A 16,517-nucleotide genomic window follows, 5' to 3' on the forward strand; every position below is an offset into this window, starting at 1 on the left:
GAGGAATAGATATGAGCCACAAAAAATATGCTGATGTCATTAAAGTTTTACATGAATGTATGGAGGCGTGTAACCATTGTTACACAGCTTGTCTACAAGAGCCTGATTTAGAACACATGATTGAATGCGTGAGGTTAGACCGAGAATGTGCGGATATCTGTTCAAATTTTGAACAAGCCTTAACGTTAGATACGAAATTCGTAAAAGAATACGCCCAATTATGCGCAGCAGTATGCCGTGCATGTGGTGATGAATGTGCCAAACATGACCACGACCACTGCCAAAAATGCGCAGATGCTTGTCACAAATGTGCTGAAGAATGTGAAAAACTTATTGCCTAAATTGTACAAGCTCCAGCGGGAAAACCCACTGGAGCTTTTTTAATCTTCCTTACCTTGTACTCGATCAATTGTTCCTTCATGATAACCATCAGAAACTTGCTCATGTGTTTCCGCTAGCCCTTGTTCTAATTGAGTATGACCTTCATAGTCAGATGGTTCATAATTTTTCTCCGCAACCTTGTTCTCTTCTTGCTTCTTTTTCTTATGTGACATACTTAACCTCCATTCAACTTTTCTTTTAGTATGAACAGAAATTAAGAATTAACACTTAAGCAGACTTTTTCGTGTCATACTCTAAATGAGTTTCCCAATAATAAATTTGAGGTAATCTATAATAAATCCAGTATTCTTTAAGTACAGTTCCACCAACAAATGTGACCATTTGCCAATCAATATTCCTGAGCATCGCACCCTCTCCTTTGTAAGAATTTATGTTGGAGAAAGGTTGTCCTATTCGTGTTAACTCATTCGGTATATTGGCGAACGCATCGCGACTAATAAAATGAGTAAGTAGATGATTGAAGACACTAAAAAGATATTATGAACTTGAATAAACTCACCAAAAATACCAGCTATCAAAAATCCAAGTGGAGCTGCAGACTTCATAAGCATAGACGAGGTCCCTGCTACTCTGCCTAATAAATGGTTTGGCGTCGATTCTTGTCTGAACGTTAAGTAGTGAATGTTAAAAAACGTTGTTTGAAGGCCTAACAAGAACATCCCTGCAGCTAACCAATACCACTCAGCCGATAAGAATAAGATAAACTGGCCAATGAATGCAAAGTAGTAAGTCCATACGAACAATTTCCCTCTTGGAGCCCAATCCCGGCTTTTTTTAGCAATGAATGAAGCTAAAATACCTCCGACAGCACTAGCCGAAAAGATAAAACCGAGTTCACCTGCATTAATTTTAAATGAATCCAACGCATAAAAAATCAAGACGGCTCCTGCAAGAGAGGATGCAAAGTTGGACACTAAGACCATTAAGGTGGCAAGCCATAACTCTGTTGTTCCCACGAGTTGATTCCAACCCTCTTTTATATCTTGCCAAATCCCTTCTTTATCGAACTGACGTGTCTCACGTCTCTGATGAGGTACATTTACAAAACTCGTTAACAATAAAAGCATTAACATGCCGGCTAATGTGATCGTCAGTCCAAATGTATGGCTCATATATAAAAGAATAAAGCCAGCGAATGCAGGGCCTATAATACTAATAAATGTACTCATGAACGACAAGGCAGAATTCGCCGTCGTTAACTGATCTTTCTGCATAATTAATGGCAGGATTGTATGATAAGCATTACCAAATGCGTAACTACTTGAATAAAGGACAAACCCCAATAGATATAAATGCCATACATGCAATTGATTACTAAATAGCAGCACCACAATACTTGCAATCATAAGTAATTGAATGGTCAGTGCGCTCATCATAAGCTTCTTTCGATTAAGTCGATCCACCATAACGCCAACGATAATACCTAATAACACATTCGGTATAAACTGAATCGCTCGCATCGTGCTCATGGCTAATGTTGACTGCGTTAACTCATAAATAATGATTGGAATAGCTAACACAAACACGTGAAACGTTAAATTATTGATCGAGCTCCCCGTCCACAAAAACAAGAACTGAGTATTTTTCCAAATGGATTTAGGTCGATCTGATTCAATTTCTGTTTTTACTACCTCACTCATCCGTATTCCCACTTTCTTCTCCAAAAATTGTAGAAGTTTTCTAAATTCTATGTTACAAAGATAAAACAGGAATAAAAAGAACAGGAATTTAATTTTATTTATATCACCTTTTAATATGAGGGAGGCAAAAAGAGGATGAAATCACAGGATCACTACATCACCTTTTACCAAACGTATGGTTTAGAACCTTCAGACGTCTATCTTAGTGACTTAGCGGACCTTCTAGGTTGTTCCATACGCCATACTAAATCGATTATTAAACAGATGCATGAACAGAAATGGATTCAATGGGAGCCACATCCTGGTCGTGGGAAAGCATCAACGATTACACTACTAAAAAAACCAATAGACCTTGAAAAACAACAAGTCCAACATTGGATTGAAAAAGGCCAAATATCAAAAGCCGTTAAATGGATGGAGAACCAAGGTCAATTAGAGGAACCATTTGTAAATTGGCTAGAGCAACAATTTCTGTGGACACCTTCTACCAAGCATACTGAAGGGTTGGATGTATTATGCTACCCTTATTATTATCCTCTTCACTCTCTTGTTCCATGGGAGAGCACTACTCGGCAAGAAGGACATATCCTGGAGCACATCTATAATTGTTTAGTGCAATATGATGATGAACGCGAGTCACTTGCACCAGAATTAGCGCACCATTGGGAGTCCACCGATAATGGGCGTGTTTGGAAAATATATTTGAGAAAAGGGCTTTTCTTTCATAATGGCGAGCGAATTACATCTTCAGTCATTAAAGATCATGTGGAAATCTGGAGAACCAAACAACTCGCTTCATGGAAACGCCAGATGATAGATAGTATTGAAGAGATTAGCACTCCAACATCGACATTCATTGAGTTTAAATTGACTTATCCTAATCATTTATTTATGCACTTGTTTACAGGACATAAGGCAAGCATTATTCCAATCTCGACTTATTTAAAAGAGCCCGAAAAATTTCGTTATAAACCGATTGGTAGTGGTCCTTATTATATTAAGGAACATGATGAGGGCTACCTCTCTTTGGAAGCTTTTCAAAACTACTTTGGATACCGGCCACTATTAGATAAAGTTGAACTTTATAGCATTCCTAATAGACCAGTGTCTCCGCGTCGACAGATTCACTACAAGATTGTTAATGAGGATACGGTCAATGTTCATAAAAAAGATTGGTTCCGACCTCAGCTAGGTGGCGTATATCTAACGGTCAACCACCTAAAGCCAGGGTTGCACCAACACCCCGAATTCCCTAAGTACCTGTCGTGTTTGTTGGATCGCCAAAAACTTTTCAACGATCACCCTCACCATGACGTTTGGTTTCCAGACAGCATGTTTAAGGAACACGCGGGGCCATTACGACAACGTGCTAATATTGAGGAAGCTAAAGAATGGTTTAAGTCTAATGGCTTTATAGGTCAAACATTAACCTTAACCTCTACTTGTTTAAGACATAATGCTTACTTTAAACCCGAGCTTAAGGTATTGAAGGAGACTTTTGAAGAAATTGGGGTTAAATTAGAAACAAACGTTGTCGATATTAAGGACTTAACGAAAGAAGAAAACTTAAATAAAACTGACTTAATCATCGCAGGCTTTAGCCTAGGGGATAACCAACTCGTAGCTTTATTGAATGCTTATACTTCGAATACGAGTTTCATTTGTAATACAATGCCAGAAGAGGCGAAAAATCATCTTCATTCAATGCTTAATCAAGTATGGAAAAGCCCTGATACCAAAATAGCTTATCAAGGCTTACGAAAAGTAGAAGAATTTTTACTCAATGAGTATTACATGATTATCTTATACCAAAGAAAAGTCCACATTAGTGTAGAAGCAGACGAAAGACTACAAGGCATTGAAATTAACTTAAATAACAGATTAAGTTATCATAAGTTATGGTATAAATAAAATTAAACACAACTTGAAAGGTTTGGTTTTACATATGGAACAGTATCGCATAGACCCTAATAACGGGCTTGAGTTTGGTTTATATACATTAGGTGATCACTTACCTAACCCACAAACCGGTGAGCGAATTTCAGCACAGCAACGTATTCATGAAATCATTGAGTTAGCTCAATTGGCTGAACAAGCTGGTATCGACTTTTTTAGTGTCGGGGAGAGCCATCAGGACTTCTTCACGACCCAGGCGCACACGGTCGTGTTAGCGGCAATTGCTCAGGCAACTGAGAAAATAAAAATTTCTAGTTCATCAACGATTATAAGTACTCTTGATCCTGTTCGTGCGTATGAGGACTTTGCTACGCTTGACCTCATTTCAAAAGGTCGCGCTGAGATTGTTGCTGGACGAGCGTCACGTGTCGGTAATTTTGAATTATTAGGTTATAGCTTAAGAGATTATGAAGATTTGTTTGAGGAAAAGTTCGACTTGCTTTTAAACATTAATGAAAATGAAGTCGTCAACTGGGAAGGAAAGTATCGCGCCCCTCTTCGTAATGCTCGAGTACTCCCTCGGCCACAAGACGGCTCCATGCCAATTTGGCGCGCAGTCGGTGGAACACCTGCCAGCGCAAGAAAAGCAGGATATGCGGGTGTGCCGATGTACTTAGCGCATCTAGGAGGACCTGCGACGATCTTTAAACGTTCGATTGATGCGTATCGTGACGCTTTAGAGTCAAGTGGTCATGACCCTGCTGAATTCCCGGTATCTACAGCTGGGTTTTTCTATACAGCAGAAACGACTCAACAGGCTCAACGTGAGACTTACCCACATATTAATGAGGGCATGAAACGTACAAACGGCCAGGGCTTTCCGAAGCAGCATTTTGCTCAAGGAGCTGACCCGCGCGATGTCATGAATATTGGTAGTCCACAAGAAGTCATTGAAAAAATTCTTTACCAACATGAACTTTTCGGCCATCAGCGCTATATCGCACAGATGGACTTTGGCGGAGTGACGTTTGATAAGTTAAAACGAAACATTGATACGATCGGATCTGAAGTTTTACCAGCGATTCGTAAGTACACGAAGAAGTAAGGAGGGGTATAGATGAAGATTGTAGCTCTATCAGGTTCCGTTGTTGGATCAAAAACGCGAACGGCCATGGATTACACGGTAAATACGTTAAAAGAAAAATACCCTAGTCATGAAGTGACGTTGATTGACCTGGCTGATTATGACATCCAGTTTAGCGACGGGCGCAATTACCTTGAGTATGAGGGGGATACAGGTTTTGTCACGAAAACAATTATGGATGCTGATGCCATCATCATCGGAACACCCATTTTCCAAGCATCAATACCTGCAACTTTGAAAAATATATTTGACTTACTACCAGTTAATGCGTTTCGCGACAAAGTCGTTAGTATGCTCGCAACAGCTGGTTCAGCTAAGCACTTTTTAATATTAGAAAATCAGTTGAAGCCGATTCTAGGCTATATGAAAGCCCAAATCGTTCAGTCCTACGTTTTTATTGAAGAGGAAGATTTTCAGCGAAAAGAAATTGTGAATCATGATGTCCTATTCCGCATCGAGCGACTAGTGGACGATACCGTCGTGTTAACCGAAACCTACCAACGCATTCGAGACGAACAAGATGCTAAATACGATTTTTAATTATGTAAAAGGCTTTTGCGCTTAGACGCAAAAGCCTTCATTTATTATATCTACCCTGTTTTCAAATTTATCTACCCCTGTTTCAGATATATCTACCGCGAATTTTGTCGACGAAGTAAAAAATACCTTTTTATCTACCCTTTTTCTGAGTTTATCTAACCTTCTTTTACTATTTCTCTTTCGGATTGCGGTATTTCTTCTCAGATTGAGAAGTACTTTGGCTGTTCTTCTTGTCCTTTGTGTTCTTCTCTTCTATTTCCAAATCATCTAGAGGGATTTCATCTGTTAATTGCTGATCTTTAAATTTGTGAAGCTCACTACGTTCTTCTTCATAGGCGCTCTGACGTTTGTTGTCCACTGTGTCCTTCTTTTTCAAGTCCTTTTTATTTTTATCAGTCATAGCATCACCACCTAAAATAGGATTTGTAACTTGTTTACCTGATTTGAATATTATTAAACATACTAAAATATGTTAATATTAGTATAAATACCCTATGTTAGGAGCTGTGAAAGTGAAAGAAAACTTTACTATCGCTTGGGTTGCTGTATGGTTTGCGACGGTTGGGCAATTATTGTTTTTTGTAGGTTTATCGCTTTATACAGGTGAATGGGGTTATGCCATGTGGAGTTTATGGGTAGCTGTTGTGATTGGGATCCCTACATCCGTCAACACCTGGAGAACTCAAACAAAAAAGAAGCAAGTTTAACTTATCTCTTGCTCCTTTTAACCGGTTCAAAATCAAACAGCTTTCCTTCATAAATTAAATCCAATCGGTCAGATTTTCTAAAATCTTCAGGTGTCACCATCGCAGGTAGCTTATCCCACAAATGAATGCCCGATCGCTTCAACACCTCTGCGACAAATTGAGAACAGAAATAAGAATTGCTAAATTCGATAGGTTCCTGAACCGACACACCTACCACACCTAAGAAATTGTATAAGAACTTATCATTCTTCCGAATAAACACATTCAATATCCGCTTCATCTTTTCTTTCTCTCGATCAGTCACCTTCATTTTATAAATCACACACGTCGTCTCTGGATAATAACTATAAGTGCCCGTCAACACATCTTCTTTGACAAAACCACCGTGCAGTGGGTTCCGTGGATTTTTCCGCCCGAAACTATACATTTCTGTCAACTCAGAATCGAACGAGATTGATGCGTGGTTATAAGGCGCCCTTGTATACGTTTTGATTAAATTTGTAAATAAAGTACCGGTATCCGATAGCACGATATAAACATGTTGCTCACTCATCAAATCCCCCATTGTTATGTAAAAAATCCTTACTTTTCATTATATACTATATACTGTAAAATAAATGCAGTTTCGGAGAAAAGCGTTTTATACTACTTTGTAAGAAAAGAGGTGAACCTCTTATGACCGAAACCGTGTGGACACTATCGATTCTATTACTAGCATTACTCTCGGCATCATCAGCTTTATACTTTGTCAAAAAGAAACAGCCAAGCAAGGACTTCACAGCCATTCAAGCACGGGTTAAAACGTGGTGGGGTATGTTGGTTGTCTTTAGTTTTGCGACGCTCTTTAATCCAATTGTGACATTGATTTCAATAATGATTTTATGTCTATTTGCATTAAGAGAGTACTTTTCAATGATGAAAACGCGAAAGTCTGACCGACGATTATTTTTATGGGCATATCTTGTGATCCCGCTTCAATTCTATTGGATTTACATAGGCTGGTATGGAATGTTTATTGTCTTTATCCCTATCTATGTTTTTTTATTCCTACCGCTTCCTAGAATATTAGGTAAAGGAACTCTAGGATTCTTACAATCTGTCAGTTTTACGCAGTGGGGCCTCATGCTAATGGTGTTTGGGCTTAGTCACTTGGCTTACTATCCTGTTGCATCACCGGAATTTGGGCCAAATCTTGTGTTATTTCTTATCATCCTGACTCAGCTGAACGATGTTGTTCAGTACCTTGTGTCTATTTATTTAGGTAAGAAGAAAGTTGTCCCCACAGCCAACCCTTATATCACTTGGGAAGGCTTCGTAGTGGCGTTAATCATGACTACAGCAGCATCCTATTATTTATATCCATACCTTACCATCTTTGATCTAACATTTGGAATTCTATCAGGTGTGATTATTGGTGTTAGTGGATTTTTAGGTGGTGTGACCATTTCATTCCTCAAACGCGACTTGCTCATAGGTGATCATGAAAAACAAGAAACACTTAAAGATCGTTATTTAAGTCGTGTGGACAGTTTAACCTATACATCACCCGTTTTCTTCCACATCGTCCGATATTTCTTTGATTTTATGTAATAAACAGGTAGCGCCCACACTACCTGTTTATTTTTAACCTTTGTGGACTCTTTGAATCGATTTTATTAATGAGGCCTCTTGCTTATAAATCCAATTTTACAGCTGTGCAATACCAAGTAGGCGAGCCGTCAAAGTTACCTTTAACAGCTTTCTCAACCTCCTTCGATAACTCTTTGAACGTAATACCTTCATGATTTTCTATGATTGATAAAATGACATCTTTAATTTGATTGTACTTCTCTTCGTCTATGGACTGCATATTTTTACTTGAATCGGGGTGTTTTAACTGAATTCTATTAGCCATTATCATCACCTCTAGGTTTATTTTACCAGATTTAATCCTACTAAATTTACTAAAAACACTATAATGGTCCACTTCAAAAATATAAGTTTTCATATAATATTATGTAATAAGTCTTAATTTAGGAGGGGATGGAATGAAGTTGTATCTAGACCCCGGACACGGTGGGTCTGATCCAGGCGCTTCAGGCAACGGTTTAACAGAGAAGACACTCAATCTGGATATTGCCATACGTATTCGAGATTTACTCATACAGAACTACGAAAACGTAGAAATCCGTATGAGTCGTACGAGTGATGAAACTAAAACACTTAACCAACGCACCAAAGAAGCCAACTCATGGGGTGCTGATTTTTATTTATCCATTCACATTAACGCTTTTAACGGAAGTGCAAGAGGTTATGAAGATTACATTCATAGCAGCCTATCTGATTCATCCCAAACCGCGAAATACCGCAACACCATCCATGATGAAATTATAAAAGTCAATAGACTACCTAACCGTGGCAAAAAGAAAGCAAACTTTCATGTATTACGTGAAACGACCATGTCCGCGATGTTAACCGAAAATGGGTTCATTGATCATCCAGAAGATGCCAAACTACTAGCTAGTGCCAATTGGCGCCAAATAGTAGCTCAAGGTCACGTCAACGGTTTAGCTAAAGCATTCAACTTAAAGCGGAAAGAATCTGGCGAAACGTTATACAAAGTTATTGCTGGATCTTTTCAATCTCGAGATAATGCAGATCAACGAGTAGAATACTTGCAACGACGCGGGATAGATTCATTCGTTACTACTGTGACCATCTCAGGCACTGTGTGGTATCGTGTGCAAGCTGGTGCCTTTACTAGTCGCGAGAATGCCGAGAAGAGATTAGAACAAGTCAAAGAAGCTGGCATTCGAGACGCTTATATCACTGAAGGCAATACCGGGCAAGACCAAGAAAATGAAGATCCACCTTCAGGATATCAAGTTCAAGGTGAAACTTTTTTATCACCAGAATTAATGACCCGATTCGTTAACCAAATTAATCAAGACGCTCCAAATGTCGCTAATTATTATTTAGAACTTGGTGAGACATATGGTATTCGAGGGGACATAGCATTTGCCCAAGCTATCCATGAAACTAACTACTTTAGATTCACAGGTGTTGTCAAACCAGAACAAAACAATTATGCAGGAATTGGGGCAACAGGACCCAATAACTCAGGTGCAAGCTTTGATACTCCAAAACAAGGTGTTCGCGCTCATATCCAACATCTATACGCCTATGCTTCTACCAACTCTCTTCCAAACGGTGAGAAGTTAGTAGACCCACGATTTGACATGGTGACAAGAGGCAGTGCTCCAACTTGGATTTCGCTAAATGGGAAATGGGCAGTCCCTGGAAATTCTTATGGCCAAATGATTTTAGATATTTACAAGCGAATGTTAGATTTTTCAATTAATGAATTTAATAGAATCAAACAAGAGGTTGATGAAGAATAAGATGAAAGCTGAGAACTAATTAAAGGTTCTCAGCTTTTTTATGATATAGTATCTTAATTAATCAATTAATTACTGATTAAATGCTCAAGCCAAACAATTCCCATGAAAATCAACCAAACAATCATTGGTATTAATAGGCTTAATAAGGCCTGCTTCCAGAGGTATATGTCAGACCTCTTCATAAGTAATCTGTCGACGACAAAGAACAAAACAGCCGCCCCTAAACTAAACCATAGCAAAACTAAACCAAATAATATATGTAATGATGCTGAAGTGTATAGCTCATATTTTTCTAATACCCTTTTAGCCAACCAATCACTAATAATAGATGTGATGACCCCGTATATTAAAATGACCGGGAAACTGTATAAGATATATACGGGGATAGATAGTGAAGATAAAAATAAATATTCTGTTAGAGAGTTTATTTCTTCACCAAAAGGATTAGGTACAATAATGCCTAACAATACTGCAAAAATTGAACCTGAAATAGATGCTGCAATGATTTTTCTTTGTAAAATGTCCATCACCTTCTTTATTTCAAATACGCTAGACATTATATCGATTATAACAAATTTTAAGCCCCTAAATGAATTAGGGGCTTTATCTCAATTATGATAAATTTAACTGCCAAGATACACCGAAACGATCATTTAGCCAACCGAACTTACGACTAAAATCATATTGATCTAATGGCATGAGCACATTCCCACCAGCACTTAGTTTCTGAAACAGCTCTTCAATTTCATCCTCTGAGTCGCATTCTAAGAAGATAGAAAAAGATGGTGTGAAATCAAACTCATGCTTGATCGAACTGTCCATACAAATAAACTCTTGGTCTTTTAACATGAAGACGGCACGCATTATTAAGTCTTCTTCTCCTTGGTCATCTTTTCCTGAACGTATTATTTCATTAATTTGAGAATCTTCTATAAGGTTTGTGTAAAAATTGAGTGCTTCTTCTGCTCGTCCATCCTGAAACATTAAGAACGGTGAAACTTGTTTCATGAGAATCACTCTCTTTCATTTAGATTTAGATTCATTATAACAGAGGAAAAAGATTACATTGATTAAGTTTCATTTACATCCTCATAATAGGTTATGTATTGCTTGTTCATCACAAAGGTTACAAACACCAATGAACTAATAAACATAAATGACGACAACACGATGATGGTTATCCTTAATGAAATAATGTCTGCAAGTAACCCTACGAGTAAAATGAGCAACACCTGAGAGGCACTTTGTACCAACTGGATAATGCTTGTGACACGCCCCATTACATTAGTTTCCACATTGTTTTGGTAAAACGTAGATACTCCAGCATTGAAAAAAACTAAAAAGAATCCTAGAATGACAAACCCTACAGAGATAGATAAGAAAGACCAAGAAAACGCGTAAATGATATAACCAATAGACGCCATCACAATACCAATACTAATCATAAACCTTAACGATAAACGGTGGGAGAAAACAGACAGTATCACTCCACCTACTACAGAACCAACACCTGTAATACTAACTATTAGACTGTATTCAACTTCTGATAATCCAATCACAAGTTGCGCAAAAACAACTTCTTGTGCATCCATCGCAAATGTGGCGACCATCACAAAAACAAATCCAAAGTAGATCATCGTAATATATTTATGGTCTTCCATGAAGCTTTTAACAATAGTGAAATCTTCTCTAACTTGTTTTAAAGTTAATTTTGGAATTGAATTCTTGTCGATTTTTTCAGGATTAGCGATCAGTAAAAGCAATAATGCTGCTACAAAAAAGAAAATACCATTAATCCAAAGAGTTGTTTGAACATTTGTGACTAACATTAATGCCCCACCAATGGCTGGACCTATAATAAAGGCTGTCGAGGATGTAAAACCACTTATCGAATTAAAACGTTTTCTCATAGGTTTAGGTACCAAGTTGGTCTTAAAGGTCATTGACGATGGTCCAAAGAAGGCATTGGCGATGTTAAGAATAACTAAAATGACATAAATGACAATTACATTAGGTGCAAACGGTAATAACATAATAAAAGCACCACGAACTATGTATGTTTGAATCATAATCATGCGTTTACTACGAAAATCAATATAACTACCCGTCCAGAAATTCGTCACGATTTTGGTTAATGGCGCGATTAGCCAAAGTGTCGCAACTGCGGTTGCTGAACCTGTCATGTTATATACCAAAATATTAATGGCCACGAGGTAAATGAAGTTTCCTAGATTACCGAGCCCTAGCGATATTAAAAGTATAATAGGATAGCGCCAACCACTTGAATGATTCAATCGATCACTCCTCTCACTTTTAGGTTACCATGTTTGAGGAGTTTTTTGATTGAATTTTTTGACAATAAAGTTAATTTTGGGGGTTAATTTTAATGAGGCTCATCTGACTTGGATTTAAGAAACGTATAGGCGCAACACTAGTCCCTAGACCACTATCGATATAAAGGCGCTGTTTCTCTCCTATTTCATACAATCCTTGGTCTAACGATGGGAAAAACCCTTGATCTGGTGCTACTAATGCACCTACGAATGGTAGCCTCACCTGCCCGCCGTGCGTGTGACCACTTAAAATTAAGTCTGCCGGTAAATCATCATATTTCGTTACAACAGTTGGGGCATGTGATAACAAGATAGTCAATCTGTCTTCAACTAGATTGTTAAAGGCCTTATCGACTTGTTCGTGTGCAGTTGACTCATCATCAATACCAACCAAGTTGATCGACAGCGTCCCTATCGTAATTGGAACATGACGATTATTTAGTACAACAACGCCACGCTCAGTTAAACCACTTATAAATTCATTGGTTCTCTTATTTTCCCACTCATGGTTGCCCGTCACAAAATAAACCTGACCATGAATCGACGTTAGTTGTTCAACCAGTTCAAAGACAGACGTGAACTCCTCTGTCTTTCGGTCGATCAGATCTCCTGTTATAACAATAAGATCAGCGTTTAATGACTCGACTTTATTCAATAGTTTGTGATGACCCTCACCAAACTCTCTATTATGTAAATCACTCAATTGTAAGATATTAATGCTCTGTCCCTGTGGCATTTTACTACTTTCAATTGGCACGGTATTAACTTTAAAATAGTTCGTATCCATATAAACCTTAACGATCAAGACTATGAACACGATCAATAATCCTATATAAAATAACTTACGCTTCATATGCGCACCGCCTATTTAAACTTTTTCAAATCATCTTTTAACGATTCACTTCTCAGCTCATCCACCAATTGCTTACCTTCAATTAACGAGAGGCCAAATGTCTGTCTAGCCAGCTTAACAGCCTGTGCTTCTTTTCCCTGTCTTATGTATTCACGAATATCTTTATAAACAGGATGCTCGGGTAAATCAACTTCCCGCTCAATTCGCCCTAAACGGTTTTCTAGTGATTTAACCTTATTTTCTAAATGAATTGCTCTAAAGATGATGATTGAAACCATACTTAAGATAAAAAATATAATACTCCATTCCATGAGTTTCCCTCCAATTTACACCGATTCCATTCCGCTCGAATCATATAACTTCTCTAATATCATTACTATAATGACTAAACCAATTGATAGAGTTAAACCACTTGTTTGACCTAAACCAATCAATTGAGTAATTGTAAATATAACGATTCCTCTTGTAAGAAATACTGCTGCCTGATATAGAAGATTTTCCCCAAAGAGATACTTCAACAATATTTCTATCAATCTATCTAAAGAATAAAAGTAAATAAATAGACTGATCGCCAAAATAATCAGCTGTTGAATATCTATGTTTAATGAGAAAGCGTGGTCAATAAGTATTGAAGAGCCTAATAATGTTAATAAAATGATTCCAAATACGGCTGTTGGTATTAAAGCTAAAAGCAGCGATACCAACGTCACACCAAACATGTTTAATTTTTTATCATTAGGCTCTTTTATGTTTTCTTTCTTAATGAATAAAAAAATGAATAAAAATAAGATCAAAAAGATTATGGATAACGTCATTATGAGTTTCATATAACACCTACAGCTCCAAGCTTTTATATCCCCAATCATAATACGATTTCAGCTTACAAGTGGTTTCAACAAAATATCTATACAATGTAAGTGTATGATAAAGTTAAAGGGATGTATTTCAAATACAGGGGGAATTAACTTTGGAGAGTAATCAAGCAGATCGGATTGTGAATGATATAAAAGTCATTAAACAGCAACTCAGTGAAAAGATGACAACTAAACTTGGATTAGATCAATACATAAGAATGACTAAACGATTAGATGATCATGCTAGTGAATGTGAAGAGTGCGTTAATTACTTAAATGATTTAGAGATGCACTTCAAGGACTTACAACATAGAATTAATGAGCTAAATAAAGATAATTATCAGCGACATCACAAGCAAACAAACCTTCTTAAAGGTCATTTACAAAAGAAACACGGTTTAGTACCTGAGAATCATTATATGACGTTATATATGTCAGTCGGGATTAGCCTTGGAGTGGCACTGGGGATGCTTCTTTTTGACAATATAGCACTAGGGATCCCAATAGGAATGACACTTGGGATTGCGATTGGTACTGGAATGGATTCTGATGCAAAAAAGAAAGGAAAAGTGATATAATTTTATTGCTAACAAGAAAATAAAGGAGCGTCATTATAGATGAAGTTAAAACTCTTACTAACTACCTTCTTGATTTCAGTCGTTTTAGTTGGATGTGGACAAGATGAAGAAGCAACAACAGGTGACATGGATGTTAAAGAGGTTGTGAATGACTATAGTACTGATGAAATTACAGAAGGTTCTGCTTCTATTACAGCAGAGGAACTGATCATTCAAGATGAAAATGGACAAGAAAAGACATACGACCTTCCAAAAGATGAGTTTTTTGTCTCAATTGCACCGTTTGTCAATCAAACGCACCCTTGTACTAACCATAGCTTAACGGGTTGCCAAGGCGAAATGGTTGAAGAAACATTCTCAGTTCATATTGAAGACCAAGATGGCCAAGTGATCGTTGATGACGAAGTCAAAACGTTTAAGAATGGTTTCTTTGACTTATGGCTACCTCGCGACAAAACATATAACGTGACCATTAAACATGGTGACAAAGTTGTTGAACAAGAGATCTCCACGTTTGAGTCGGATGGGACTTGTATCACAACTATGCAATTGTCCTAAACGTGTTAAAACCCTTCAAATTTAGTTTTGAAGGGTTTTTGTTTATCTTTCTTGATCAAAGTCATCTGGGTTTAATTCATCTGTTATATCACCTTGGATACGCCCGTTTTTAAGCTTTTCCTCTTTTTGATCAAAATCATCTGGATTTAGCTCGTCTGTTATTTTATTTCTGTTCTGGCGATTTTGTTGGTTGTTTTGATTTTGTGGTTCTTTACGGTTCATGTTGTTCACTCCTCTAATTTTATATGTTTAGTTTGAGGAGAGAAATCGACATTATGCATTTTTACTTTTCTAGATGTTGCTTTAACGCATCCAGGTCTTTCGCACATGCTTTCTTAAATGAACCAGCCATTAATTTACCAAATATCTTTGACAATCCTGTAAGTCCTTTGATTTCACCATGAAGTGCGACTATAGAGTGGTTACCTTCTGACTTAACTGTATGAGTGAAAATATATTCACCTTTTCCTGTGGTTCCTTTTGTTCCGTCGCAACGTAATATGACTTTTTCAGGTTCCTGAAGCTCAATAACTTCAAAATGTTCGGTGGCCTCCTTACCAAACATCTTCCTAGTTTCCAACCATTCACTTCCCACTCTTATCGGGCCATCATCTAGACGCTCCATACGGACTAAGCCTTGCATCCAATGCTGTGCATCATCGAGGTCAAGTAAACTTTCGTAAGCTTTTTCTTTAGGAACATTAATCTTTCGTTCAACCTCAAAATAAATACTCATTTAGTTTCCTCCGCCTTTTTAAATGATTATAACATGAACCTCAATTACTAAAATATTCTAATATAAAACTTTGCAATAAAAAAAGCTGAGATTATATATAACCTCATGTTCACGGACATTATTGTTGGTAACTATGAAATCCCTTAATATCAATGTTTTTTAAATGTTGTAATTTTTTTAACTTACATTATTGATGGTAACTTATATTTTTATAGCTTAAAAAGGGACAATAATGTTAGTAACTAAGCAGATTGTCTTACTCTTTTATCACAAAACTGTAGATTCGAATAATAAATTAAAATTATTAATTATCCCCTTTTTGACTGAGCGGTCTACTCTATTGATAGAAGGCCATAATATGAGAAATATTTAGTTATGTTTGATAAGAATTATAGCTCTAAAGACTAGTTGAAAAGGCCCTTATGAAATTGAACTTCAAAATGTTTTGACCTTTTTACTGATATCCAACATAAAAAGAGGATTGAAGAGATAGGGGGTTAATTAAAAAGGCAACAAAAGATTACCAAGTGGACCAATAGAATAATGAATAATAAATTAAAAACATATAAGCCATATTAAGTTATATTTTTGTTAACTTTTTATTTTTGTTGTGCTGAGCTTTTATTAAATACACATAAAAAGCCCTCTCAAAATTCCGTGGTAATAAAGTGAGAGGGCAGTAATAATGCCATTGTTCGTATTAGATAGAAAAATATAAACATAATTTAATTAATTATATATTTTACCTTGTTGACACCGAGAGATTTAAAAGGGAGTGTCAAAAAGTTTGTGTAAATGACGACGTTCCATCTGTATTAAGTTAGCTGCATTATTTATATGATCGACCTTTAGGTCGTAATGGTGGCTTCTTCTTCAGTTGCCAACCCAGCAGCTTG

22 protein-coding genes and 2 pseudogenes are annotated in these 16,517 nt (G+C 37.0%); 10 read left to right on the forward strand and 14 right to left on the reverse strand.

Translation table 11 applies throughout. From position 1 onward, the window contains the following. Positions 1-11 precede the first annotated feature (11 nt). Positions 12-341: a four-helix bundle copper-binding protein gene (locus ACTWQB_RS09240; protein ID WP_443138902.1), complete on the forward strand. Its 330-nt coding sequence runs from the start codon at positions 12-14 to the stop codon at positions 339-341. Between the two features lie 39 nt (positions 342-380). Here the strand turns inward: ACTWQB_RS09240 and ACTWQB_RS09245 are convergent. The 3 genes and pseudogenes from ACTWQB_RS09245 to ACTWQB_RS09255 form a co-directional block, all read right to left on the reverse strand. Then, a pseudogene (locus tag ACTWQB_RS09245) lies at positions 381-587 on the reverse strand (YozQ family protein); the annotation flags it as partial. Between the two features lie 22 nt (positions 588-609). Continuing rightward, the gene (locus ACTWQB_RS09250) at positions 610-747 is read right to left on the reverse strand and encodes a hypothetical protein (protein ID WP_443138903.1); all 138 of its coding nucleotides are present in this window, start codon (positions 745-747) and stop codon (positions 610-612) included. A gap of 53 nt (positions 748-800) precedes the next feature. Beyond that, positions 801-2,042, reverse strand: a complete 1,242-nt coding sequence (locus ACTWQB_RS09255; RefSeq protein ID WP_443138904.1) for an MFS transporter — start codon at positions 2,040-2,042, stop codon at positions 801-803. Between the two features lie 135 nt (positions 2,043-2,177). Here ACTWQB_RS09255 and ACTWQB_RS09260 point away from each other — a divergent pair, with 135 nt between their 5' ends. Genes ACTWQB_RS09260 through ACTWQB_RS09270 form a run of 3 tightly spaced genes read left to right on the forward strand, consistent with a single transcriptional unit; the run spans position 2,178 to position 5,622 of the window. Next, positions 2,178-3,953, forward strand: a complete 1,776-nt coding sequence (locus tag ACTWQB_RS09260; RefSeq protein WP_443138905.1) for an ABC transporter substrate-binding protein — start codon at positions 2,178-2,180, stop codon at positions 3,951-3,953. A gap of 34 nt (positions 3,954-3,987) precedes the next feature. Further along, on the forward strand, positions 3,988-5,043 hold the full coding sequence (locus ACTWQB_RS09265; protein WP_443138928.1) for an LLM class flavin-dependent oxidoreductase: 1,056 nt from the start codon (positions 3,988-3,990) through the stop codon (positions 5,041-5,043). A 12-nt stretch (positions 5,044-5,055) separates the two neighbouring features. Beyond that, positions 5,056-5,622: an NADPH-dependent FMN reductase gene (locus tag ACTWQB_RS09270; protein ID WP_443138906.1), complete on the forward strand. Its 567-nt coding sequence runs from the start codon at positions 5,056-5,058 to the stop codon at positions 5,620-5,622. Between the two features lie 169 nt (positions 5,623-5,791). On the opposite strand, the gene ACTWQB_RS09275 is transcribed toward ACTWQB_RS09270, so the two are convergent. Continuing rightward, on the reverse strand, positions 5,792-6,022 hold the full coding sequence (locus tag ACTWQB_RS09275; RefSeq protein ID WP_443138907.1) for a hypothetical protein: 231 nt from the start codon (positions 6,020-6,022) through the stop codon (positions 5,792-5,794). A 112-nt stretch (positions 6,023-6,134) separates the two neighbouring features. Here ACTWQB_RS09275 and ACTWQB_RS09280 point away from each other — a divergent pair, with 112 nt between their 5' ends. Beyond that, positions 6,135-6,329 carry a hypothetical protein gene (locus ACTWQB_RS09280; protein WP_443138908.1) on the forward strand — a complete coding sequence of 65 codons (195 nt, stop codon included), beginning with the start codon at positions 6,135-6,137 and terminating at the stop codon, positions 6,327-6,329. A 1-nt stretch (position 6,330) separates the two neighbouring features. On the opposite strand, the gene ACTWQB_RS09285 is transcribed toward ACTWQB_RS09280, so the two are convergent. Beyond that, positions 6,331-6,882, reverse strand: a complete 552-nt coding sequence (locus ACTWQB_RS09285) for a hypothetical protein (protein WP_443138909.1) — start codon at positions 6,880-6,882, stop codon at positions 6,331-6,333. 122 nt (positions 6,883-7,004) lie between these two features. Between ACTWQB_RS09285 and ACTWQB_RS09290 the strand changes: the two genes are divergently transcribed. Continuing rightward, positions 7,005-7,919, forward strand: a complete 915-nt coding sequence (locus tag ACTWQB_RS09290; protein ID WP_443138910.1) for a phosphatidate cytidylyltransferase — start codon at positions 7,005-7,007, stop codon at positions 7,917-7,919. 82 nt (positions 7,920-8,001) lie between these two features. Here ACTWQB_RS09290 and ACTWQB_RS09295 read toward each other — a convergent pair whose 3' ends face one another. Beyond that, the gene (locus tag ACTWQB_RS09295) at positions 8,002-8,223 is read right to left on the reverse strand and encodes a DUF6958 family protein (protein ID WP_443138911.1); all 222 of its coding nucleotides are present in this window, start codon (positions 8,221-8,223) and stop codon (positions 8,002-8,004) included. Between the two features lie 133 nt (positions 8,224-8,356). Between ACTWQB_RS09295 and ACTWQB_RS09300 the strand changes: the two are divergent. After that, positions 8,357-9,136 (forward strand): annotated as a pseudogene (locus tag ACTWQB_RS09300) (N-acetylmuramoyl-L-alanine amidase); the annotation flags it as partial. Further along, positions 9,134-9,709 (forward strand): glucosaminidase domain-containing protein, encoded by a 576-nt coding sequence (locus ACTWQB_RS09305; protein ID WP_443138929.1) that lies wholly within the window; start codon positions 9,134-9,136, stop codon positions 9,707-9,709. The pseudogene ACTWQB_RS09300 and the gene ACTWQB_RS09305, both read left to right, overlap by 3 nt. Positions 9,710-9,774: 65 nt before the next feature. Here ACTWQB_RS09305 and ACTWQB_RS09310 read toward each other — a convergent pair whose 3' ends face one another. The 6 genes from ACTWQB_RS09310 to ACTWQB_RS09335 all read right to left on the reverse strand — a co-directional run bounded on the left by ACTWQB_RS09310 (position 9,775) and on the right by ACTWQB_RS09335 (position 13,722). Further along, positions 9,775-10,236 carry a hypothetical protein gene (locus ACTWQB_RS09310; RefSeq protein ID WP_443138912.1) on the reverse strand — a complete coding sequence of 154 codons (462 nt, stop codon included), beginning with the start codon at positions 10,234-10,236 and terminating at the stop codon, positions 9,775-9,777. A gap of 85 nt (positions 10,237-10,321) precedes the next feature. Beyond that, positions 10,322-10,717 carry a VOC family protein gene (locus ACTWQB_RS09315; RefSeq protein ID WP_443138913.1) on the reverse strand — a complete coding sequence of 132 codons (396 nt, stop codon included), beginning with the start codon at positions 10,715-10,717 and terminating at the stop codon, positions 10,322-10,324. Positions 10,718-10,779: 62 nt separating this feature from the next. Next, entirely contained in the window at positions 10,780-12,003 is a 1,224-nt protein-coding gene (locus ACTWQB_RS09320; RefSeq protein WP_443138914.1) for an MFS transporter, read from the reverse strand. Between the two features lie 70 nt (positions 12,004-12,073). Further along, complete coding sequence (locus tag ACTWQB_RS09325) at positions 12,074-12,895, reverse strand: metallophosphoesterase (protein ID WP_443138915.1); 822 nt, start codon at positions 12,893-12,895, stop codon at positions 12,074-12,076. Between the two features lie 11 nt (positions 12,896-12,906). After that, positions 12,907-13,206: a hypothetical protein gene (locus ACTWQB_RS09330; RefSeq protein WP_443138916.1), complete on the reverse strand. Its 300-nt coding sequence runs from the start codon at positions 13,204-13,206 to the stop codon at positions 12,907-12,909. 15 nt (positions 13,207-13,221) lie between these two features. After that, entirely contained in the window at positions 13,222-13,722 is a 501-nt protein-coding gene (locus ACTWQB_RS09335) for a hypothetical protein (protein ID WP_443138917.1), read from the reverse strand. A gap of 140 nt (positions 13,723-13,862) precedes the next feature. On the opposite strand from ACTWQB_RS09335, the gene ACTWQB_RS09340 reads away from it, so the two are divergent. Together ACTWQB_RS09340 and ACTWQB_RS09345 are read left to right on the forward strand one after the other, a co-directional pair. Beyond that, positions 13,863-14,327, forward strand: coding sequence for a hypothetical protein (locus ACTWQB_RS09340; protein ID WP_443138918.1), 465 nt, complete (start codon positions 13,863-13,865; stop codon positions 14,325-14,327). Positions 14,328-14,366: 39 nt separating this feature from the next. Further along, on the forward strand, positions 14,367-14,885 hold the full coding sequence (locus ACTWQB_RS09345) for a CueP family metal-binding protein (protein WP_443138919.1): 519 nt from the start codon (positions 14,367-14,369) through the stop codon (positions 14,883-14,885). Positions 14,886-14,927: 42 nt separating this feature from the next. On the opposite strand, the gene ACTWQB_RS09350 is transcribed toward ACTWQB_RS09345, so the two are convergent. Both ACTWQB_RS09350 and ACTWQB_RS09355 read right to left on the reverse strand, forming a co-directional pair. After that, positions 14,928-15,107: a hypothetical protein gene (locus ACTWQB_RS09350; protein WP_443138920.1), complete on the reverse strand. Its 180-nt coding sequence runs from the start codon at positions 15,105-15,107 to the stop codon at positions 14,928-14,930. 61 nt (positions 15,108-15,168) lie between these two features. After that, positions 15,169-15,621 carry an SRPBCC family protein gene (locus ACTWQB_RS09355; protein ID WP_443138921.1) on the reverse strand — a complete coding sequence of 151 codons (453 nt, stop codon included), beginning with the start codon at positions 15,619-15,621 and terminating at the stop codon, positions 15,169-15,171. Positions 15,622-16,517: the final 896 nt, after the last annotated feature.

The organism is Piscibacillus sp. B03, assembly GCF_052246295.1.
Classification (GTDB): Bacteria; Bacillota; Bacilli; order Bacillales; family Alkalibacillaceae; genus Piscibacillus.